The sequence below is a fragment of the Mesorhizobium amorphae CCNWGS0123 genome (assembly GCF_001686985.1).
GTDB classification, from domain to species: Bacteria; Pseudomonadota; Alphaproteobacteria; order Rhizobiales; family Rhizobiaceae; genus Mesorhizobium; species Mesorhizobium amorphae.
The window spans coordinates 2434009-2455428 of sequence record NZ_CP015318.1 but is presented as its reverse complement, the minus strand read 5'-3'; the positions used below and the strand labels follow the sequence as shown (position 1 = coordinate 2455428).

Genomic DNA, 21420 nt, shown 5'->3' with positions numbered 1-21420 from the left:
CCAATCCCGAACTTTGGACAACAACGTGAAGATCAAAACCATAAAAGCCTACCATGTCGTGCAGCCCTTCGTGGACGGGCCCTACCGCATGTCAAAGGGGCGCATCGCCGACGCGTTCGACGCGGTGATCGTCGCCATCACCTCAGACAGCGGGGTGACGGGCTGGGGTGAAATGGCGCCGCTCGGCAATTTCTATTCGCCGGCCTTCCCCGCCGGCACCCGTGCGGGCGTGGTCGAAATCGCACCGCATCTGATCGGCCAGGACCCGCGCGGCCTGGCCGGCATCGGCCGGCTGATGGACACGGTGTTCAAGGGCCATCCCTATATCAAGTCGGCTCTCGACATGGCTTGCTGGGATCTCGCCGCACGCGCCGCCGACGTGCCGCTGGTGACGCTGCTCGGCGGCCGCGAGAGCGAGACGGCGGAGCTTTACAAGGTGGTCACGCACGGCACGGTCGATAAAATGGCCGCACTCGCCAAGCGCATCGTCGGCCAGGGCTTTCACCGGCTGCAGGTCAAGGTCGGCGGCAATGTCCGTGACGACATCGAGCGCGTCAGCGCCGTCGCCGATGCCGTGCCGAAGGGCACCGTCATCTTCTGCGACGCCAATGCCGGCTGGACGCCCTACCAGGCGCGCCAGTTTGTCGACGCGACGCGCGCCATCGACTATACGTTCGAGCAGCCCTGCACCACGATCGACGAGAACATGTCGGTGCGCCGCTCGCTCGACAAGCCGATGGTGCTCGACGAATCCGTCGCCTCGCTGGACGACATGCTCGACATCCACCGCAAGGGCGCCGCCGATGGGCTGACGCTGAAGATCTCGCGGCTGGGTGGCGTGACCAAGACCCGCCAGATCCGCGACCTCGCCGTCGATCTCGGCTTCATGATCACGGTCGAGGACACCGGCGGCGCCGAGATCGACACCGCCGCCATGGCGCATCTGTCGTTGTCGACACCGGAGGAGCGGCGGCTGCATGCCATTGCCTTCCACGAATGGGTGACGGTGCGCACCGCCTCCAACATGCCGCCGGTGACTGGCAGCCGCATGGGCATTCCCGATGGTCCGGGCCTCGGCATCGATGTCGTGCCCGACCTGCTCGGCAAGCCCTTCTTCGAGATCGGCTGAGATGAAGATCCGCCGCATAGAGGCGACGCCGATCAATCTGAGGCTCGAAGCGCCTTATGCCTGGGTGTTCGGCGAACTCGACGGCTTCTCGCCGACAATCGTCGAGGTCGAGACCGAGGACGGTCTGATCGGCCTCGGCGAAGCACCGACGCCGGCTGCAGCAGCGATCATCAACGACGTGCTGGCGCCACGGCTCGCCGGCCGCGACGCTTTCGATATCGCCGGCGCGGAAGAAGCCTGCCTGCCCTACTGGACCGGCGTGCAGTCGATCAACGACCGCAGCCGCATCATGGCCTTCGGCGCCATCGAGATGGCGTTGTGGGACCTGCGCGGCAAGGCGTGGAAGCAGCCGCTCTATCAGCTGCTCGGCGGCGCGGTGCGCAAGGACATCCCATTCACCGACTACTTCTCGCTACGCGGCAACGGCCAGAAAGTGAAGGGCGAAACGACGCCGGAGGAAGTCGCCGACTACTGCGTCGAACTGAACGAGACCCACGGCACGACTTTCTTCGAAGGCAAGTTCTCAACGCAGGATCCCAAGATCTCGCTCAGGATGGTCGAGCTGATCCGCAGAAAACTCGGCGACGAGGCGATGATCCGCATCGATTCGAACCAAGCCTATTCGCTGGCCACCGCCAGGCGGCTGGCGCGGCCGCTGGAAGAGCTCGGCGTGCGCAACTGGGAGGATCCGGTGGCAACCGTCGAGGAGATGCGCGAATTGCGCCGCCATTGCTCGATCCCGTTCTCGACCCACAACGTCGATATTGCCCGCGCGATGGAGATCAAAGTGCCCGATGCCTTCGTCGGCAATCCGACGGCGCATGGCGGCATCGGCAGGCTGCTGCGCTTCGTTGGTGCCTGCGAGCATGCCGGCATCGATTTCTGGTGCTACAGCGGCGACAGCGGCATCGGCAGCGCCTGCTATCTGCATCTGTGCGCAGCCCTCGGATGGATCCGCGAACCCAACCAGTCGCTGTTTCGCATGTGGCCTATTGACGTGATCGAGGAAGGGCCGCTTTCGCCGCGAAATAATGTCGTGCGCGTGCCCGAAGGCCACGGCCTCGGCGTCACCCTGTCGCGCGAGAAGCTTGCCGCCTGCCATCGCGACTTTGTCGAGAACGGGCCGTGCAACAAGTATCACGACCCGGCGAAGCCCGGCACGTATCGGCGCCTGCCGTTGAACTAGGAGTGATCACACAAACCAACAGGAGACGGATACAACAAGAGAAGCCCGCAGCAGCGACAAGGATCGCGTAACGCGGGACGAACGGGTGGAAGCAGTGCTTCGAAAATCCGGCCCGCGCAGGACCGGATAGAGCTAGAGTTCCGGTCGAAGACCACATTGACGGCCGGGATCCAGGAGAACTCCACGGAATTCGTCAATCACAAGAACACAGGGGAAAGGGTTAAACCCATGAGCAAGAATTATCGCCTTCTCGAGCTCATCCGGCGCACGCGCTCGCCGCTCGAAAATCATCTCATCGATGGGCTGATCGACGGCCGCGTCAGCCGCCGCGACTTCATCCGCCACGGCAGCCTGCTCGGCCTGTCGCTGCCGCTGCTGGGCGGCATAAGCACGGCCGCCGGCCTCGGTGCCATGCCCTCGCTCGCTCGCGCAGCGGGCGCTCCGGGTGCGACCATCCGCGTGGCGAGCAGCGTGCCGGCAGCAGCGATCGACCCGGTGACCATCGCCGACGCCGGCGGTCTGCTGGTGATGCAGCAAGTCGCCGAGTTCCTCTGCATCGACGGGCCCGACCTGGTGTTGCAGCCGGCGCTGGCCGAAAGCTGGAAGCCGAACGACAAAGGCACGGTCTGGACCTTCAAGCTGCGCAAGGGCGTCAAGTTCCACAGCGGCGGCGAGATGAAGGCCGACGACGTGGTGGCCAGCATCGACCGCCTCGCCGACCCGGCCAATTCGTCCAACGCGCTGTCGGTTTTCAGCGGCATATTGCAAAAGGGCGCGACCAAGAAGGTCGATGACCATACGGTCGAGTTCCATCTCGACGCGCCGAACGGCAACTTCCCCTACATGGTGTCGTCGGACAATTACAACGCCGTCATCATCCCGGCGAGCTACAAGGGCGACTACGAAAAGAGCTTCGACGGCACCGGGCCGTTCAGGATCGAGAAATACACGCCCAAGGTCGGCGCCTCGTTCGTGCGCAACGAGGACTATTGGGGGACGAAGGCGCTGCCGGAGCGCACCGAGTTCACCTTCTTCGCCGACATGCAGCCACAGATCCTGGCGCTGCAGGGCGGCCAGGTCGACATCATCAACCAGATGCCGGTGCTGGCCGGCGTCGGCCTGCTCAACGATCCGAATGTCGACATCATCAGCCTGAAATCGGTGGCGCACCAGCAGCTGCACCTGCGCTGCGATTCCGATCCGTTCAAGGATCCGCGCGTGCGCCGCGCCATCGCGCTCAGTCTCGACCGCAAGAAGCTTGTCGCCGGCCTGATGAAAGGCCGCGCCCTTGAGGGTAACGACAGCCCGTTCGCCTCTGCCTATCCCTCGACCGATCCGAGCGTGCCGCAGCGCGAGCAGGACATCGCCCAGGCCAAGCAGCTGATGGAAGCGGCCGGCGCCGGCAAGGGCTTCAAGGTGACGCTGACCACCGAGCGCTATCTGGAAATCCCCGAGTATGCCCAGCTCATCCAGAACTGGGTCAAGGAGATCGGCATCGAGCTCGAGCTCAACATCCTCGACCAGGGCGCCTATTACGGCGATGCGGTGTTCGGCAAGTCGAACTGGCTGGACTCGGTGATGGGCATCACCGACTACGGCCACCGCGGCGTGCCCAACGTTTATCTTGCAGCACCGCTGAAGAGCGACGGCACCTGGAATGCGGCGCATTTCAAGAACAAGGATTACGACACGCTGGCGACCAGCTACATCGCGGCACTCGACCTCGAGGCGCAGAAGGCCTCGGCCGGCAAGATCCAGAAGCTGCTGCTCGAGGAAACACCGGTCATCTTCGGCTATTTCTACGACTATCTGACGGCGACGGCGAAGGGCGTCACCGGCGTGCAGCCGACCGCCATGTCGCAGTTGTTCCTCGACAAGGCGTCGAAGGCCTGAGCGGGAGGAAGAGCTGATCCCGCGACCGCCAGCCCCATGCCAGGGACTGGCATCTTGAGACCAGCCGGGACAGGCGCGTAGCGCCTTGCCCGGCATCGGCCATCGCGCGATGATCCAGATTGACGCGTCCCATGGAGTCCAGATCCTTGCTCACCACCATGCATTGGGGGACATACGAGGTCAGCGCCGAGAATGGCAGGCTCGTCGGTGTGGAACCGTGGAGCGGCGATCCCGATCCGTCGCCGATCGGCAAATCAATGCTCGGCGCCGCGCAAGGAAACATGCGCGTCGCTCGCCCCGCCATCAGGCGCGGCTGGCTCGAAGGGGGCAGATCGGCGGCTCGTGGCAGGCGCGGCAGCGAACCCTTTGTCGAAGTGCCCTGGGAAACGGCGCTCGATATCGTCGCGGCCGAGCTTGACCGGGTCCGCACCGCGCATGGCAACACCGCGATCTACGCCGGCTCCTATGGGTGGGCGAGCGCCGGGCGGTTCCACCATGCCCAAAGCCAGGTCCACCGCTTCCTCAACACGATCGGCGGCTACACAAGCTCGGTCCTCAGCTACTCCTATGGTGCGGCCGAGATCATCCTGCCGCATGTGCTTGGCGGGACCGACGGCCTGACCGGCAATCACTCCACCTGGGACGGGATCGAACGGCACAGCGAGCTCATCGTCGCCTTCGGCGGCCTGCCGTGGCGCAACGCGCAGATCCAGGGCGGCGGCGCGGCACGCCACGAAGCCGCGGCGGCCTTGCAAAGGGCCGTCGCCAATGGCGCCAGGCTCGTCAATGTCTCGCCCGTGCGCGACGACGCGCCGCGCGGCGTCGACAGCGAATGGCTGCCGCTGCGGCCGAACAGCGACACCGCCATCATGCTGGCGCTGTGCCATGTCCTGGTCAGCGAGGGCCGCCACGACGAAGCCTTCCTGGCACGTTACTGCACCGGCTTCGAGGCCGTGCGGGCCTATGTCATGGGCGAAAGCGACGGCCAGCCGAAGGATCCGGCTTGGGCGGCGGCGCTCAGCGGCGTGGCAGCGGAGAAAATGGTCGCGCTGGCCAGGGAGATGGCCGCCAAGCGCACCATGCTGATGGTCAGCTGGTCGCTGCAGCGTGCCGACCATGGCGAGCAGCCCTACTGGGCGGCGATCACGCTTGCAGCACTGCTCGGCCAGATCGGACTGCCGGGCGGCGGCTTCGGCTTCGGCTATTCATCGACGAACGGCGCCGGACGGCCGGAGCTTGGCTTTCGCTGGCCGTCCGTGCCGCAGGGCCGCAATGGCGTGCCGGATTTCATACCCGTGGCGCGTGTCGCCGACATGCTGCTCGATCCGGGTGGCTCGTTCGCGTTCAACGGCGCTGAGCTGTCCTATCCCGATATCAGGCTCGTCTACTGGGCCGGCGGCAATCCGTTCCACCACCACCAGGACCTGAACCGGCTCGTCGAGGCCTGGCAGCGGCCCGAGACGGTCATCGTCCACGAGCCCTTCTGGACGGCGACGGCGCGCCATGCCGACATCGTGCTGCCGGTCACGACGCCGCTGGAGCGCAACGACCTCGCCTTTTCGAACCGCGAGAACCTGATGGTCGCCATGAAACAGGCCTTCGATCCGGTGGAGGAAGCGCGCGACGACTACCGGATCTTTGCCGATCTGGCGACGCGGCTTGGCGTGCGCGAAACCTTCACCGAAGGGCGCGATGCCCAAGAGTGGATCCGTCTGCTCTACGCCCAGGCCAGGGAGAATGCGAACGCCGCCGGCGTCGACATGCCGCCTTTCGAGCGTTTCTGGGATGACGGCCACGCCGAGCTCACCCGCCGCATCACCTCGCAGACGTTCCTGGGGCCGTTCCGCTCCGACCCCGAGCGCCACCGGCTGGCGACGCCGTCGGGGCGTATCGAGCTCTATTCCGCGACGGTCGATGGTTTCGACTATGACGACTGCCCCGGCCATGCGGTGTGGCGCGAGCCGCGGGAATGGCTTGGCAGCGGCCTTGCCGAACGGTTCCCGCTGCATCTGTTGTCGCCGCAACCGGCCGACAAGCTGCACAGCCAGTACGACCACGGCTCGGTCAGCCGCGCCGGCAAGGTGTCGGGCCGCGCGCCGCTGTGGATCAACCGAACCGACGCCGCCGCGCGCGGCATCCTGGATGGCGAGATCGTCGTCGTCTTCAACAATCGCGGATCGTGCCTGGCCGGGGCAATCCTGACCGACGGCGTGATCCCCGGCGTCGTGCAATTGCCGACCGGCGCATGGTTCGACCCCGCCGAACCCGGGCAATCACCCAGCCTGGAAAAGCACGGCAACCCGAATGTGCTGACGGCAGACCGGGGCACGTCGCGCCTTGCCCAGTCGCCGACCTGCAATTCGACGCTGGTCCAGGTGTCACGATTTGTTGGCGCCGTTCCGCCGGTGACGGCGTTCGAGCCGCCTGTCATACTGAATTTGTCCGACGTCCCCGGCATCGCCGGCCTTTCATAGGAGTCGATGCCATTCTCTCCTTCCTTGTCCGGCGCCTGGCTCTATCGCTCGTCACGCTGTTCCTGCTCAGCATCATGGTTTTCCTGGGTGGCCAGGTGCTCCCCGGCAATGTCGGTCGCGCCATATTGGGGCCGTTCGCCGACCAACGCGCCGTCGACACGCTCAATCACACGCTCGGCGTCGACCGTCCGCTGCTCACCCAATATGCGAGCTGGATCTGGAATTTCCTCCAGGGCGACATGGGCACCTCCTACATCTTCCGCTCGCCGGTGGCGCCCTTCGTCATCGATGCGCTGGGCAATTCGATGAAGTTGGCGGCGGTCGCCTTCGTGCTGGTGGTGCCGATCGGCATCCTCGGCGGCGTCATTGCCGCGCTCAACCTCAACCGGCCGCTCGACCGCATCATCAGCCTCGGCGGCCTGTCGGTGACGGTGCTGCCGGAGTTCGTCACCGGCATCATCCTCATCCTGATTTTCGGGGTCTGGCTGCGCTGGCTGCCGATCTCCGCCGCATGGCCGCGCGATGCCGGCTTCTTCACCCAGCTCTATTATCTGATCCTGCCGTCGCTGCCGCTGTTCCTGGTGCTGTTCGGCTATATCGCCCGCATGGCGCGCTCCGGCATGATCGAGGCGCTGGATTCCGACTATACGCGCACCGCCGTGTTGAAAGGCCTGCCATGGCGGACGGTGATCTGGCGGCATGTGCTGCGCAACGCGCTGCTGCCGACCATCACCGTGATCGCGACGCAGACCGGCTACCTCATCGGCGGCCTTGTCGTCATCGAGACGCTGTTCCGCTACCAAGGCATCGGCTCGCTGATCTTCACCGCCGCGCGCGGCAAGGATTTCCCGATCCTGGAGGCCGGCATCCTGACCATAGGCATCGTCTATGCGGTGGCCACCTTGGCCGCCGACTTCCTCTATTCCGTGCTCAACCCACGGATCCGGCTGGGGACAGACCAATGAGCGCCACCGACAGCCCTGCCGGCATGCCGGCGCCCGACAATGCCGGGCGGCGCGGTCCGATGGCGGAGGTCTTTTTCTCCCTGCTGCGGTCCGGCACGTTCCTCACCGGCCTCGGCATCGTGCTGTTCTGGATCGCATGCGCTCTGTTCGGCGAGCATTTTGTCCCTTACGACCCGCTCGCCGACGACATCATCAACGCGCTGGCGCCGCCTTCGGCCGAGCACTGGTTCGGCACCGACCAGATCGGCCGCGACGTGTTCTCGCGCGTCATCGTCGGCTCGCGCGACATTCTCACCGTGGCGCCATTGGCCACCTTGCTGGCGACCGTGGCCGGCACCGCGCTCGGCCTGTTCACCGGCTATTTCCGCGGCATCGTCGACGACATCATCAGCCGCATCCTCGAAGCCTTCATGGCGATCCCCGTTGTGATCGTGGCACTGCTCGCCATCGTCGCGCTCGGCACCTCGAAGACGACCGTCATCGTCGTCATAGGCCTCAGCTTCGCGCCGATCATCGCGCGTACAGTGCGTTCGGCGGTGCTGGCCGAACGCGAGCTCGACTATGTCGCGGCAGCGCAACTTCGCCATGAAAGCGCTTTCCACACGATGTTCGTCGAGATCCTGCCCAACGTTATCCCGCCGATCCTGGTCGAAACGACGGTGCGCCTCGGCTATGCCATCTTTGCCGTCGCCACGCTTTCCTTCATGGGCTTCGGCATCCAGCCACCCTCCCCCGACTGGGGGCTCTCGATCTCCAGCAATTACGGCATGATCGGCGGCGGCTTCTGGTGGACGGTGCTGTTCGATGCTCTGGCCATCGCCACGCTGGTGATCGGCGTCAACCTGGCGGCGGACGGCGTCCACGGAGCGTTCAATGACTGAGAAAGCCGGCAACGCGCTCGAACTCTCCGACCTCTCCGTCGCCTATCGCGTCGCCGGCCGCAACCGGGCGGTGTTGCGCAACCTCAACCTCACCATCGGCCAGGGCGAAGCCTACGGGCTGGTCGGCGAATCCGGCTGCGGCAAGTCCACCGTAGCGCTTTCGGTGGTGCGCTACCTGCCGCGCAACGGCTCGATCACCGGCGGCGCCATCTCGCTCGACGGCCAGGACGTGATGAAGCTTGATGGCGAAGCGCTGCGGCGCGCCCGCGCGGAAAGCGTGTCGATGGTCTATCAGGACCCCGGCAAGGCGCTGAATCCGTCGCTGCGCATCGGCCGCCAGCTGACCGAGATTTTCGAGCTTGGCGGCATTGCGGGACAAGCCGCCACGGACCGGGCTATCGCCATGCTGAACCGGGTGCGCATCTCCGATCCGGCAAGCGTCATGCAGCGCTATCCGCACCAGCTTTCTGGCGGCATGCAGCAGCGCGTGGCGATTGCCATGGCTCTGGCCAACGATCCGACCATGCTGATCCTCGACGAGCCGACGACGGGCCTCGACGCGACTGTCGAGGCCGAAGTGCTCGACCTGATCGCGCTGCTCAGGCAGGAACTGTCGGCATCGATCCTGTTCATCAGCCACAACCTCGCGGTCGTCTCCAAAATGTGCGATCGGGTTGGAGTGCTCTATGCCGGCATGCTGGTCGAGGAAGGCTCGACGCAAGACGTGTTCAACGATCCGCGCCATCCCTACACGGTGGCGCTGCTGCGCTGCCTGCCGCGCGGCGGCCAGCGCAAGGACCAGGGCCGCCTCGACACCATCCCGGGCTTCCTGCCCGGCATCGGCGCCGACATCAAAGGCTGTGCCTTCGCCGACCGCTGCGCTCTGGCCACCGACCGCTGCCGTAGCGAATTACCGCCGCTCTATGATCTGGGCGGCAGGCTGTCGCGCTGCCATTACCACGAGCAGGCGCAGGCGCTGCCGCGTGCAACACCAAGCGACGTTGCGGCCGTAGCGAAGGCCAAATCGGAACCGGTCCTCCATGTCGAGGGATTGAACAAGACCTATGCCAGCCACGGCCATGCGCTGCGGGCGGTGAAGGATGTTTCCGTCAGCCTGCGACCGGGCGAGACGCTCGGCCTGGTCGGCGAATCCGGAAGCGGCAAGACGACCTTCGCCAGGCTGCTGCTCGGACTGGTGCCGCCGGACGAAGGCGGCTCGATCAGGCTCGAGGGCAAGGTGCTGGCGCCACGGCTGGACAACCGCACCGACGACCAGATCAAGGCGATGCAAATCGTCTTCCAGAACCCGGATTCGGCGCTCAACCGCTCGCACTCGATCCGACATCTGATCAGCCGGGCGCTGAAGCGGCTGGCCGGGCTTCGCGGCGCTGCATTGCAGGCCCGCCTCGACGAACTCATCCGTTCGGTGCGGCTTACCGATCGGCATCTCGCCGTCAAGCCGCGCCAGCTGTCGGGCGGGCTGAAGCAGCGCGTTGCCATTGCACGCGCCTTCGCCGGCGAGCCGCGCATCGTCGTCTGCGACGAGCCGACCTCGGCGCTCGACGTCTCGGTGCAAGCGGCGATCCTCAATCTGCTCGCCGACCTGCAGTCGAAGGAGGATGTCAGCTACATCTTCATCTCGCACGATCTCGGCGTGGTGCGGTATCTCTCCGACCAGATCGCCGTGCTCTATCTCGGCAGGATCATGGAACTGGGGCCATCCGAGGCGGTGTTTTCCGGCCCGCACCACCCCTATACGGAAGCGCTGCTTTCGGCGGTGCCGAAGCTCGACCAGACCGAGACCTCGCGCATCCGCCTCGACGGCGAAATCCCCAGCGCCACCCATCCGCCGCCGGGCTGCGTGTTCCAGACGCGCTGCCCGCGCAAGATCGGCGCGATCTGCGAGACGCAGGAGCCGCCACTGGCGGAGGCTGAGCCCGGCCATTCGATCCGCTGTCATATTCCCTATGCCGAGCTGGCAAGGTTGCAGAAGCCGGCGATGCAGGCGGAACCTGCCTGACGATCGGCTAAAGGCGATCGTTCTGCGCGATTGAATCCGCCATGCTGAAGGCACGGTCACCTTCGGCAAAGCCGTCGCCGGTCGTCCAGTCCCGCGCAAGATCGCGCAATCCCTCCAGCGCGACATTCAGCGTGTCCGACGAGGCCGGGTTCGACGGATAGGCGAGATAGATCGGCCGCTGGAACACCGGCGCGCCCTCGATGCGCCTCAGCTCGCCGCGCTCGATATGGCCGCTGACGGCGCTGAGCGGCAGATAGGCGGCCGCCTGCTGCGACAGCACGTGCTGCAGCCCGATGAAGACCAGCCCGGCCGAGATGGCCGGCTTGACCAGGCCGGCAAAAGCGCGGTCGTGCTCGACGCGGAATTCGAGCCCCCAATCCATGAGGATGTAGTTTTCCGTCCACGGCCCGGTCTGCGCCGTGTGCTGGACAAGCACCACCTGGTCGACCGCCAGCGTCTCATAGACGATGCCGGGATGCGGCCGCGGCAAATAGAGAATGCAGATGTCGAGCAGGCCTTCGGCCATCTGGTCGATCGCCAGATCCGGGAAACTGCCTTCGAGCCTGAGCGCCACATTCGGGCGCCTTTCGCGCATCCAGGCGATCCAGGGCGAGGTGATGCGGTCCCAGAGATAGGCCGGTGCGGTCAGCCTGAGCAGCGTTTCGTAGCCATCGGGGACGGCGATGTCCTGCCGCGATTGCTCCCAGGTGCGGGTGATCGAGGATGCGTGTGGCAGGAACTGCCGGCCGGCCGGCGTCAGCGTGATGCCATCGCGGTCGCGCACGAACAGCTTGCGCCCCAATTGCTCCTCAAGACCCCTGATCCGCGCGCTGACGGTAGATTGGGCGAGGTTCAGCCGGCTGGCCGCGACGGTGAAGCTGCCATGCGCGGCAACCTCTAGGAAACTGCGCAGATTTTCTGTGTCCATGGCTCCACCTTGCATCGAAGATTTCGATGACCCCCATCAAAAAATATCGCTTTCCGGGTGGGATCAACAGTGACCTAGATGGCCGAGCCCCCACGATAAGCAAGGAATGCCGCCATGCCAAAGCATTTCAGGATGATCGATACCGCCCGCCGGAACCTCACCGCAATCGAAAATTCCGCTATCGACGAGCTTTTGGCCGGCAGGATCGGCCGCCGCGAATTCCTCAGGCATGGCAGCGTGCTTGGCCTGTCGTTGCCCTTCCTCGGCGGCATTGCCTCGGCGCTCGGTCTCGATACCGGCGAGGCGCGCGCCGAAGGCAAGCCGGGCGGCACCGTGCGCGCCGGCATCGCCACGCCGGGCGGCGCCATCGACCCAGTCACCTATTACGACAGCGGCAGCTATCAGCTGGTTTTCCAGACCGCCGAATTTTTGTGCGTAACCCTGCCCGACCTGACGCTGAAGCCGGTACTGGCGGAGAGCTGGGCGCCGAACGACGACGGCAGCGTGTGGACCTTCAAGCTGCGCAAGGGCGTAAAATTCCACAATGGCGAGGACTTCAAGGCGGACGATGTCGTGGCGACCTTCGACCGGCTGGCCGATCCGAGCGGCTCATCCAATGCGCTGTCGGTGTTCAAGGGGCTGTTGTCGAAGGGTGGCACGCAGAAGGTCGACGACCACACTGTCGCCTTCCATCTCGATGCGCCGAACGGCAGCTTTCCCTATTCGGTGTCGATCGACAACTACAACGCCGTCATCCTGCCGGCGAGCTACAAGGGCGACTACGAGAAGACCTTCGAAGGGACCGGCCCGTTCCGGCTGGAGAGCTACACACCGAAGGTCGGCGCGAGCTTTATCCGCAACCCCGACTATTGGGGCGAGAAGGCACTGCCCGACCGGCTCGAATTCAAGTTCTATGGCGACGTGCAACCGCGCATCCTGGCACTGCAGGCGGGCGAAGTGGACCTGCTCGATGCCGTGCCGCTCGATGTCAGCCAGGTGGTGCTGAACAGCCCCGACATCACCGTGCTGCGCGTCGCCTCGACCGCGCACCGGCAATTGCACATGCGCTGCGACATGGCGCCTTTCACCGACAAGCGCGTGCGCCAGGCGCTGGCGCTCTCTATCGACCGCTCCAAGCTGGTCGACGGGCTGTGCCGCGGCATGGCGGCGACCGGCAATGACAGCCCGTTCGCGCCGGCCTTCCCGGCGACCGACAAGTCGATCCCGCAGCGCACGCAGGACATCGCCAAGGCCAAGCAGCTCATGGAAGCCGCGGGGCTCGGCGGCGGCTTCGACATGACGCTGACGACACTGCGCTATTCCGACATTCCGGGCTACGCGCAGCTGTTCCAGAACTTCGCCAAGGAAGTCGGCGCACGCCTCTCGCTCAACATCGAGGACCAGGACAAATATTACGGCAAGGCGGTGTTCGGCCAGTCGGACTGGCTGGACAGCCCGCTCGGCATCACTGACTACGCACACCGCAGCGTGCCGAACGTGTTCCTGAAAAGCCCGCTGGTCAGCGATGGGCCGTGGAACGCGGCGCATTTCAAGAACAGCGCCTATGACGGGCTGGTCGCCGGTTATCTGAAGGCGCTCGACCTCGATGCGCAGCGCAAGGCCGCCTCCGACATCCAGAAGCTGCTGCTCGAAGAGACGCCTGTCATCTTCAGCTACTTCCCCGATTTGCTGGTGCCGGTGCGCAAGAATGTCAGCGGCCTGCCGCCGATCGCCGCCGGCCTGCTGCTCGACCGTGTGTCCATAAGCTGATCATGACCGCGCACCAACGCCACGTCACGAAAGAAAAGAAACGGGAGACCACCATTCGCAAGCCCCATTTGCGCGGTCGCGGGCCGCACTTCCCCTTGCTCGACACCATCGTCCAGTACGAATTCGAGCCGGGCTACGTCGCCTTCACCATGCCGTCGCCGAAACGGCTGCGGGTGCAGGTCGGCTCGATGACCGTCGCCGACACGACCAAGGCGCTGGTGTTCTACGAATCCGATCACCTGCCGGTCTACTACTTCCCGATCGGTGACGTGCGCGAGGAGTTCCTGCTGCCCAGCAAGACCACGACGGAGGACCCGTTCAAGGGCGTCGCCACCCACTATTCGCTCAACACCGGCATCACGCTGGTCGAGGACGGCGCCTGGCGTTATCTCGACCCGGTCAAGGGCTGCCCGCCAATCTCAGACTACATGTCCTTCACCTGGAGCAAGATGGGCCACTGGTTCGAAGAGGACGAGGAGATCTTCGTCCATGCCCGCGATCCGTTCCGCCGGGTCGACTGCCTGCCCTCGTCGCGGCGGGTGCAAGTCATCCTCGACGGCGAGCAGGTTGCCGATTCACGGCGTGGCGTGTTCCTGTTCGAAACCGGCCATCCGGTGCGCCACTACCTGCCGATTTCCGACACCAGGCTCGATATGTTCGCGCCCAGCCGCTACATTTCGCGTTGCCCCTACAAGGGCATCTCCAATTATTATCATGTGACGACCTCCAAGAAGCGCCACGAGAACCTCGTCTGGTACTATCCCGAGCCGGTGCACGAGGCCGAACGCATCAAGGGGCTGGTCTGCTTCCACCATGAACTGGTCGACAAGATTCTGGTCGACGGCGTCGAGATCCCGAAAGAGGCGACGGCCGCATCGGATGGCTATTTTTGACCAGTCCTTAGTCGACGGCTAGCGCCAGCCGGCGAGATTGGCTGAAACAGCCAACGCTTCGTCATCCCAGGGCGAAGCAGGAGCGAAGCTCCGTCGCGTAGACCGTGCGATCCATTCCGTGACACCAGCCGAAGAATGCAGCGGTGCAGACGTTTCTTGCGCCGTCGCGTTCTTCGGCTGATGTCGCGGCATGGATCCTCGGGTCAAGCCCGAGGATGACGACCGGAGGGGAGGCGTCGGCCAATCTCGAAGGTTGCGAACCATCCGTCCTGGGCTGATGACGGGACAGTCAACCCGGCACCCTCCGTCGCCCTAACACCGAGCAGCCCCCCGATCTGAATCCTCCCACTCCACCCCTTTTCTCGGTTGAAATATTTTTCAAATGGAAATAGGAATGTTCAACAGATGATTGCGACGCAGCGGCGCGTCTGGAACTGGAGGAAGCGATATGTCCCATCCGCAATTCGCAGCGGAACTCTTGCAGCGCGCTGAAAAGCAGGGGCCGATCACCATCGGGCTGGCCGGCGCCGGGCAGATGGGCACCGACATCGTCGTCCAGGTCGCACTGATGCCGGGGATGCGCATCGGCGCCATTTCCGAGGTCCGGCCGCAGGCGGCGATCGATGCGGCACTGCTTGCCGGCCACGACCGTTCCGACATCGTCCAGGCGCCCAATGCCGCGGCCATCGACCGCGCCATCGAGGCCGGCAAGATCGCGGTGACCGAGGATTTGCATGCGCTGGCCGCCGCCGGACGCATCGACGTCATCATCGACGCCACCGGCAATCCCAATATCGGCACGCTGTTCGCGCTCGAAGTGATGAAGAACGGCAAGCACATTGTCATGCTCAATGTCGAGGCTGACATCACCATCGGGCGCTTCCTGAAAGAGGAAGCGCGCAAAGCCGGCGTCGTCTACACCGGTGCGGCCGGCGACGAGCCCGCCTGCACGCTGGAGATCATCGGCTTTGCCAAAAGCCTCGGCTTCAACATCATCGCCGCCGGCAAGGGCAAGAACAACCCGCTGAAGATCGACGCCATGCCCGCCGACTACGAGAAGGAGGCCAGCGAGCGCAACATGAATGCGCGCATGCTGGTCGAGTTCGTCGACGGTTCGAAGACGGCGATCGAGATGGTGGCGATCGCCAATGCCACCGGCCTGGTGCCCGACGTGCCGGGCATGCACGGTCCGACGGCGACGCTTGAAGAGCTGGCCAGCGTGCTCTGCCCGCGCGAGGATGGCGGCGTGCTGCACCGCAAGGGCGTGGTCGACTATTCGATCGGCAAGGGCGTGGCGCCCGGCGTGTTCTGCATCATCGAGACCAGGCATCCGCGCGTGCTTGAGAGGATGGTCGACCTCAAGGTCGGCAAGGGCCCCTATTTCACGATCTTCCGGCCCTACCATCTGACCAGCCTGGAAGTGCCGCTGTCGGCAGCGCGCGCCGTGGTCTACAAGCGGGCCGACATGGAGCCGCTCGACCATCCGGTGGCCGAAGCGGTGGCGGTGGCCAAGAGCGACCTCGGCACCGGCCAGTCGCTCGGCATGATCGGCGAGAACGACTATCGCGGTTTCGCCATGACCTGGGAGGGCGCACGCGCCAAGGGCGCGCTGCCGCTCGGCCTCGCCGAACGCGCCAAGGTGGTCAAGCCTGTGAAGACCGGCGAGTTCCTGACCTATGAAAACTGTGTACCCGACGATTCGATGGTGATAACCCAGATCCGCCGTCGTCTCGACCAGTCGGACGGACGGTTCGTCACCAACGCAGCCTGATCTCCACCGGATCCTCGCCTGATGGACGATGTCGTAATCGGGATCGACGCCTCGACGACGGCCGTGAAGGCGATCGCCTTTGCGCGTGACGGCGCGGAGCTCTTCCAGGCGCGCGAGACCTATCCGCTTTCCAATCCGAAGCCCGGCCATTTCGAGCAGGATGCGGAGCACTGGTGGACAGCGCTTGTCACGGCGCTGAAGCAGGTTGCCGACAAGATCGGCGCCAAGCGCGTGGCGGCGATTTCGATCGCCCATCAGCGTGAGACCTTCACGCTGATCGACAGCGCCGGCAAGCCGCTCATACCGGCGATCCTGTGGCTGGACGAACGCGCCCGCCCGCAGGTGGCGCGGCTTTCAGCGGAGCTTGGCCGCGAGGCCATCCGCGACTGGAGCGGTAAGCCGCCGGACCCGACGCCGGCGCTCTACGCCGCCGCATGGCTCGCCGAACATCAGCCCGAGGTTTTGGCCAAGGCGGCCGCCCTTGTCGACGTGCATGGTTTCTTCGTGCACCGGCTGACCGGTCGGCTGGTCACCAGCACGGCAAGTGCCGATCCGCTCGGGCTGCTCGACGTCGCGACAGGCGCCTGGCATCCCAAGCTCGTCGAAGCCGCCGGGCTTCGGCCGGAGCAACTGCCGGAGTTGATCGGACCGGGCGAAATCTGCGGCGGACTGGCCGAGAGCGTTGCCGGGCTGACCGGCCTGAGGGCCGGCACGCCCATCGTTGCCGGCGCCGGCGATGGCCAGGCGATGGGCCTGGGGATGGGCGTCTACGGTGCAGGCAAGAGCTACCTCTCGCTCGGCTCCGGCGTCGTCAGCGGATGCTATTCCGGCGCTGTCACCAAGTCGGACGCGTTCCGCACCCTGGTCTCACCCACCGGCTCCGGCTTCATGCTGGAGACGGTGCTGCGCTCGGGCATGCAACTGGTTGACTGGATCGTGCGCACCACCGGTTCGGCCTCGGCGGCGGTGCTGGAGAAAGCGGCGGTCGATGTAACTGCCGGCAGCGACGGCCTGCTGGTCATGCCCTACTGGGCTGGCGTGATGAGCCCCTATTGGGACGGCGCTGCGCGTGGCGCCATCGTCGGCCTGTCGCTCGATCATGAGCCCAGGCATCTCTTCCGCGCGACCCTCGAAGGTATAGCCTTCGAGCAGGCCATCGCCAGCGAGGCGATGGAAGGCCAGACCGGCGGCAAGCCGGCGGCAATGATCGCGGCCGGCGGCGGCACCAATTCGGCGCTGCTGATGCGGATCATGGCCAGCGTGCTCGAGCGGCCACTCTCCGTGTCGCCGGTCAACGAAGCGGCGGCGCTGGGTGCCGCGATGCTGGCGACGTCGGCCGTCGGATGGTTTGCGTCGCCCGAGGCGGCGGCCGAAGCGATGACCGCGGCGCCGACCAGACATGTCGATCCCGTCGATGAACTGGTCCCGGGCTACCGCGCCCGCAAAGCGATCTACCGCGACCTCTATCACGCGACGCGTGACATCCACGCACGGCTCGCCAACGCTTCGGCGTAGAGTCGACGGCGCCAGTTTTCCAGATCCAGAACTCCTGGTGTTCTGTCTGCCAGCGGAGCCACTTTTGCGTCTTGTCCAGCCAATGCTAGATTTGCAGCCATGAAGACTGCATCTCATCTCGCGGCCCTGTCCTGGATGGTCGCCCTTGCCACAATCCCGATGTCCGCGCTCGCCGACAGCGAACCTACCGAACCGCCATTCGAGGTCGCACTCGACATCGACGCTGATGGCCAAATGGATCGGGCCGTGATCGCGCAGGATGCCGACAACGGGCAAGCGGAGCTCTCCATCTATCTGGCTGCCGGCGAGGGAAAACTCGACCCTTCGCGCAAACCTGACTTCGTCAAGAAGTCGCTTACGGAGGAGCGGATTCTTGCGCTCGAAAGCAAGGGCAAGGAATCGCTGGTCATCACCTCGTGTTTCGGCTGCGGCGCCAACAAATCGACGGAGGCGACGCTGACGATCGTCTATCGCGAAGGCAAATTCCTGGTCGCCGGCTACAGCCGCGACTGGGACTGGAACGTGCATAAATCCGATGGCACGGTCGAGACGACGCTCGGCGGTTGCGACATCGATTTTCTCACCGGCAAGGGCATCGCCTCGCAGGATCTGGACGACGGCAAGCCGGTCGAAGGAAAGTTCGCGCCGATCGCCCTCGCGGACTGGTCCGACGACAGCCGCCCCAAACCCTGCGAGTTTTGAAGAACCGCGACTGAATGCCAGACCTCAGCGACCAAGCAGGCCCTTGGCCGCGTCCTCGTCGGTGATCAGCACCGATATCTTGGTGTTGGCGAGCGCGGCGCGCATAATGGCCACCTTCTCCTGCCCACCCGAGACCAGGATGATGTTCGGAATGTCCGACAGCTCCTGCAGCGGATAGGCGCAGACCCGGCGGTTGACCTCATGGTCGACCGGCCGGCCCTCGGCGTCGATGAAATGGCAAAGGATATCGCCGACGGCGCCGGCCGCCTGCAATTCCTCGAGCTCGCTCGGCTTGATGAAGCCGTAATTGGCGATCGGGCTGTCGTTGGAGAACGAGCCGACGCTGAGCACGGCGATGTTGGCGCGGCGCGCCCGGAAGACGACGTCCTGGACGCTGCGCTGGCTCATGAAGGCGTCGCGCTGCTCCGGCTTGTCGGCATAGACCGGCACCGGCAGCAGGAAACATTCGGCGCCGATCTTTTCGGCGAACTCCCAGGCGCTTTCGGTCGGGTTGAGCGGCTGGGCATGGGTGAGGCCGCCTAGCATGGAGACCACCGTGGTCCTGGCGATCGGCCGCCTGGGCAGTTCCTTGATGGCGAATTTCAGCGTGCGGCCCCAGCCGAGCGCAATGACATCGCCGATATTCACATTGTCGGCCAGATAGGTAGCAGCGGCATGGCCGATCATCAGCGGCGCATTGCTGCGGTCGGCGGCCGAGGGCACGACCACGGCCTGGCTCAGGCCGTAGCGCTGCTTCAGGCTCTCCTCGAGTTGCACGCATTCGACGACGCTGTCGCGGATGCGAAACTGGACGACCCCCTCCTCGCGCGCGGCGGAGAGGATGCGATGCACCTTGATGCGGCCTATGCCAAGGATCTCGGAGATCCGCTCCTGCGTCAGGCCCTCGACATAATAGTGCCAGGCCGCGCGGGCCTTCAGTTCGGCGTCCGGAAAGCGCGATGCCCTCTCGTTCTCCATGGTCGCCATCTTTCTTGCCCTCCCGCAAAAAGCTTCCCGTAAGGCAAACCGCATTGCCGCGCAAACCGCTGTCGAATGCGTTCGCGGCACTTGACAATTTTCTGATGAACAGTTTAGCTGAACAAAATTGCATATCAAGGATAAATTGTTCACAGGGAGGTGCCTGGTGAACAAGAGCGAGCGGCAAGCCATCGCCGGTTCGCTGACGGAGGAGACGAAGTGACCGTGAGCAATGATGCAAGCGATCTGAAAGCCACGACCGGCGCTCAAGGCGCGACCGGCGCGAAGCTTTCGGCGCTGTTCGCCGGAACCATGGGACCGCTGATCGGCCTGGTGCTGCTCTGCCTGGCGCTGACACTGACCACCGACACATTCCTGACCGTGCGCAACATCCTCAACGTGCTCGACCAGATCACGGTGCTGGGCATCATGGCGATCGGCATGACGCTGGTCATCCTGATCGGCGGCATCGACCTGTCGGTCGGCTCGGTGCTGGCGCTGGCTTCCATGGTGATGGGTTTTGTCGCTCATCCCGACTATCTCAATCTCGGACTGCCCGCCGGCATCGCCGCGGCGCTCTTCGTCGCCGGCCTGTGCGGCCTGGTCTCGGGCCTGCTGGTGACGCTCACCAAGCTGCCGCCCTTCATCGCCACCCTGGCGATGATGTCGGTGGCGCGCGGCCTCGCCAACATGATCACCGACGGCTCGCAGATAGTCGGCTTTTCCGACTGGTTCACCAACCTGTCGATCATCCGCCATTTCGGCTTCCTGTCGGTCACCGTCGGGCTGATGATCGTGCTGGCGATCATCTTCGCCATCTTCCTCAACTACCGCGCCACCGGCCGCAGCCTCTATGCGATCGGCGGCAGCGCCGAGGTCGCGCGGCTGTCGGGCATTCCGGTGAAGTCGTTGACCAACTGGGTCTATGCGATCTGCGGCGTGCTGGCCGGTCTCGCCGGCATCGTGCTCGCCGCACGGCTCGATTCCGTGCAGCCGAGTTCAGGTCTCGGCTACGAGCTGGACACGATCGCGGCGGTGGTGATTGGCGGCGCCAGTCTCTCCGGCGGCGTCGGTTCGATCGGCGGCACCACCGTCGGCGTGCTCATCATCGGCGTGCTGCGCAACGGGCTCAACCTGCTCGGCGTCTCGCCCTTCATCCAGCAGGTGGTGATCGGCGTAGTGATCGCGCTGGCGGTGGCCACCGACACCTGGCGGCGGCGAGCGCAGTGAAGAGCGGGGCGCAATAGGAATTCGCCCGGCATCCGGGCGGAAACGGATCGGTCGATCCGAAACTGGGAATGTTCGGCCAAGGGGCGCTGAGCTGCGCAGGCGGGACAGATTGAATATCAACGGAGGAAAACCATGCTGACCAAACGTTCACTCTTGCTTGCCGCGGCCGCCATCGTTCCGCTGCTCGGCCTCACCGACATGGCCTCGGCCAAAGAGGCCAAGAAGCTTGGCCTTGCGGTGGCCAATCTGCAGGCCGACTTCTTCAACCAGATCAAGCAGTCCGTCGAAGCCTATGGCAAGGAGAAGGGCATCGAAGTAGTCACCGTCGACGCCAAGGGCGATTCGGCAACGCAGGTCAGCCAGGTGCAGGACCTGATCACGCAGAACATCGACGCGCTGATCTACATCCCGGCCGGTGCCACCGCCGCCACGGTGCCGACCAAGACCGCCAAGGCCGCCGGCATCCCGGTGGTCAATGTCGACCGCAACGCCGACGGCGCGCCCGGCGACACCTTCATCGCCACCAACAGCGTCGCCTCGGCCCAGGCGGTGTGCGACTACATCGCCAAGCAGGCCGGCGGCAAGGGCGAGCTGATCATCATCCACGGCCAGAAGGGCACGACACCGGAAGTCGACCGTTCGAAGGGCTGCGGCGAAGCACTCAAGGGCTACCCCGATATCAAGGTGGTCGGCGAGCTGTGGAGCGAAGGCTGGCACCAGGACGAAGGCTTCAAGCTGACGCAGGATCTCTTGCAGTCGCATCCCGACGTGTCGATCGTCATCGGCCAGGCAGACGCGCTGGCGCTGGGTGCCGCGCAGGCGGTCAAGGTCGCCAATCCCGGCCACAAGGTCTGGGTTGCCGGCTTCGACGGCGACGTGGCGGCGCTGAAGGCGCTGAAGGACGGTGTCTTCGACGTTACCGCGACGCAGCAGACGCAAGGCATGGGTCGGCTCGCCGTCGATGCGGCGATCAAGCTGGTGGCCGGCGAGACAATTCCCGCCGAGCAGCTGCAGGACGCGACGCTGACCACCAAGGACAATGTCGAGCAGTTCATCGCCAAGCACCCTTGAAACCTGGCATGTTT

16 protein-coding genes are annotated in these 21420 nt (G+C 65.0%); 14 read left to right on the top strand and 2 right to left on the bottom strand.

Annotation, left to right across the window (positions count from 1 at the left end; all coding sequences use genetic code 11):
- Window positions 1-25 precede the first annotated feature (25 nt).
- The 7 genes from A6B35_RS11300 (at window position 26) to A6B35_RS11270 (ending at window position 10548) form a co-directional block, all read left to right on the top strand.
- Window positions 26-1129 (top strand): mandelate racemase/muconate lactonizing enzyme family protein, encoded by a 1104-nt coding sequence (locus A6B35_RS11300; protein ID WP_040582229.1) that lies wholly within the window; start codon window positions 26-28, stop codon window positions 1127-1129.
- A 1-nt stretch (window position 1130) separates the two neighbouring features.
- Window positions 1131-2315 (top strand): mandelate racemase/muconate lactonizing enzyme family protein, encoded by a 1185-nt coding sequence (locus A6B35_RS11295; protein WP_006200688.1) that lies wholly within the window; start codon window positions 1131-1133, stop codon window positions 2313-2315.
- 228 nt (window positions 2316-2543) lie between these two features.
- Window positions 2544-4208, top strand: coding sequence for an ABC transporter substrate-binding protein (locus tag A6B35_RS11290; protein ID WP_006200689.1), 1665 nt, complete (start codon window positions 2544-2546; stop codon window positions 4206-4208).
- Between the two features lie 131 nt (window positions 4209-4339).
- Window positions 4340-6682 (top strand): molybdopterin guanine dinucleotide-containing S/N-oxide reductase, encoded by a 2343-nt coding sequence (locus A6B35_RS11285; RefSeq protein WP_040582222.1) that lies wholly within the window; start codon window positions 4340-4342, stop codon window positions 6680-6682.
- A gap of 74 nt (window positions 6683-6756) precedes the next feature.
- Window positions 6757-7647, top strand: coding sequence for an ABC transporter permease (locus tag A6B35_RS11280; RefSeq protein ID WP_006200691.1), 891 nt, complete (start codon window positions 6757-6759; stop codon window positions 7645-7647).
- Window positions 7644-8528 (top strand): ABC transporter permease, encoded by an 885-nt coding sequence (locus A6B35_RS11275; protein WP_006200692.1) that lies wholly within the window; start codon window positions 7644-7646, stop codon window positions 8526-8528. The genes A6B35_RS11280 and A6B35_RS11275 overlap by 4 nt, the downstream gene beginning before the upstream one ends.
- Entirely contained in the window at window positions 8521-10548 is a 2028-nt protein-coding gene (locus A6B35_RS11270) for a dipeptide ABC transporter ATP-binding protein (protein ID WP_006200693.1), read from the top strand. Before A6B35_RS11275 ends, A6B35_RS11270 begins: the two co-directional genes overlap by 8 nt.
- 7 nt (window positions 10549-10555) lie before the next feature.
- Here A6B35_RS11270 and A6B35_RS11265 read toward each other — a convergent pair whose 3' ends face one another.
- A complete protein-coding gene (locus tag A6B35_RS11265; RefSeq protein ID WP_006200694.1) occupies window positions 10556-11476 on the bottom strand; it encodes a LysR family transcriptional regulator in 921 nt (306 codons plus the stop codon).
- Window positions 11477-11590: 114 nt separating this feature from the next.
- On the opposite strand from A6B35_RS11265, the gene A6B35_RS11260 reads away from it, so the two are divergent.
- The 5 genes from A6B35_RS11260 (at window position 11591) to A6B35_RS11240 (ending at window position 18127) form a co-directional block, all read left to right on the top strand.
- The gene (locus tag A6B35_RS11260) at window positions 11591-13246 is read left to right on the top strand and encodes an ABC transporter substrate-binding protein (protein ID WP_065518185.1); all 1656 of its coding nucleotides are present in this window, start codon (window positions 11591-11593) and stop codon (window positions 13244-13246) included.
- Between the two features lie 2 nt (window positions 13247-13248).
- A complete protein-coding gene (locus A6B35_RS11255) occupies window positions 13249-14139 on the top strand; it encodes a DUF427 domain-containing protein (RefSeq protein WP_006204511.1) in 891 nt (296 codons plus the stop codon).
- A gap of 448 nt (window positions 14140-14587) precedes the next feature.
- Window positions 14588-15910, top strand: coding sequence for an NAD(P)H-dependent oxidoreductase (locus A6B35_RS11250; RefSeq protein ID WP_006204510.1), 1323 nt, complete (start codon window positions 14588-14590; stop codon window positions 15908-15910).
- Between the two features lie 21 nt (window positions 15911-15931).
- The gene (locus A6B35_RS11245) at window positions 15932-17425 is read left to right on the top strand and encodes a xylulokinase (protein ID WP_006204509.1); all 1494 of its coding nucleotides are present in this window, start codon (window positions 15932-15934) and stop codon (window positions 17423-17425) included.
- A gap of 99 nt (window positions 17426-17524) precedes the next feature.
- The gene (locus A6B35_RS11240; protein ID WP_006204508.1) at window positions 17525-18127 is read left to right on the top strand and encodes a hypothetical protein; all 603 of its coding nucleotides are present in this window, start codon (window positions 17525-17527) and stop codon (window positions 18125-18127) included.
- A gap of 24 nt (window positions 18128-18151) precedes the next feature.
- On the opposite strand, the gene A6B35_RS11235 is transcribed toward A6B35_RS11240, so the two are convergent.
- A complete protein-coding gene (locus A6B35_RS11235) occupies window positions 18152-19114 on the bottom strand; it encodes a sugar-binding transcriptional regulator (RefSeq protein ID WP_006204507.1) in 963 nt (320 codons plus the stop codon).
- A gap of 237 nt (window positions 19115-19351) precedes the next feature.
- Between A6B35_RS11235 and A6B35_RS11230 the strand changes: the two genes are divergently transcribed.
- Window positions 19352-20335 (top strand): ABC transporter permease, encoded by a 984-nt coding sequence (locus tag A6B35_RS11230; RefSeq protein ID WP_202799460.1) that lies wholly within the window; start codon window positions 19352-19354, stop codon window positions 20333-20335.
- Window positions 20336-20467: 132 nt separating this feature from the next.
- Window positions 20468-21406: a sugar ABC transporter substrate-binding protein gene (locus tag A6B35_RS11225; RefSeq protein WP_006204505.1), complete on the top strand. Its 939-nt coding sequence runs from the start codon at window positions 20468-20470 to the stop codon at window positions 21404-21406.
- Window positions 21407-21420 lie beyond the last annotated feature (14 nt).

What these genes read in the sequence shown, in the direction of transcription:
- A6B35_RS11295 (WP_006200688.1), top strand. Translation starts at nt 1,131, where the DNA reads ATGAAGATCCGCCGCATAGAGGCGACGCCGATCAATCTGAGGCTCGAA.
- A6B35_RS11290 (WP_006200689.1), top strand. Translation starts at nt 2,544, where the DNA reads ATGAGCAAGAATTATCGCCTTCTCGAGCTCATCCGGCGCACGCGCTCG.
- A6B35_RS11285 (WP_040582222.1), top strand. Translation starts at nt 4,340, where the DNA reads ATGGAGTCCAGATCCTTGCTCACCACCATGCATTGGGGGACATACGAG.
- A6B35_RS11280 (WP_006200691.1), top strand. Translation starts at nt 6,757, where the DNA reads ATGGTTTTCCTGGGTGGCCAGGTGCTCCCCGGCAATGTCGGTCGCGCC.
- A6B35_RS11275 (WP_006200692.1), top strand. Translation starts at nt 7,644, where the DNA reads ATGAGCGCCACCGACAGCCCTGCCGGCATGCCGGCGCCCGACAATGCC.
- A6B35_RS11270 (WP_006200693.1), top strand. Translation starts at nt 8,521, where the DNA reads ATGACTGAGAAAGCCGGCAACGCGCTCGAACTCTCCGACCTCTCCGTC.
- A6B35_RS11265 (WP_006200694.1), bottom strand. Translation starts at nt 11,476, where the DNA reads ATGGACACAGAAAATCTGCGCAGTTTCCTAGAGGTTGCCGCGCATGGC.
- A6B35_RS11260 (WP_065518185.1), top strand. Translation starts at nt 11,591, where the DNA reads ATGCCAAAGCATTTCAGGATGATCGATACCGCCCGCCGGAACCTCACC.
- A6B35_RS11255 (WP_006204511.1), top strand. Translation starts at nt 13,249, where the DNA reads ATGACCGCGCACCAACGCCACGTCACGAAAGAAAAGAAACGGGAGACC.
- A6B35_RS11250 (WP_006204510.1), top strand. Translation starts at nt 14,588, where the DNA reads ATGTCCCATCCGCAATTCGCAGCGGAACTCTTGCAGCGCGCTGAAAAG.
- A6B35_RS11245 (WP_006204509.1), top strand. Translation starts at nt 15,932, where the DNA reads ATGGACGATGTCGTAATCGGGATCGACGCCTCGACGACGGCCGTGAAG.
- A6B35_RS11240 (WP_006204508.1), top strand. Translation starts at nt 17,525, where the DNA reads ATGAAGACTGCATCTCATCTCGCGGCCCTGTCCTGGATGGTCGCCCTT.
- A6B35_RS11235 (WP_006204507.1), bottom strand. Translation starts at nt 19,114, where the DNA reads ATGGCGACCATGGAGAACGAGAGGGCATCGCGCTTTCCGGACGCCGAA.
- A6B35_RS11225 (WP_006204505.1), top strand. Translation starts at nt 20,468, where the DNA reads ATGCTGACCAAACGTTCACTCTTGCTTGCCGCGGCCGCCATCGTTCCG.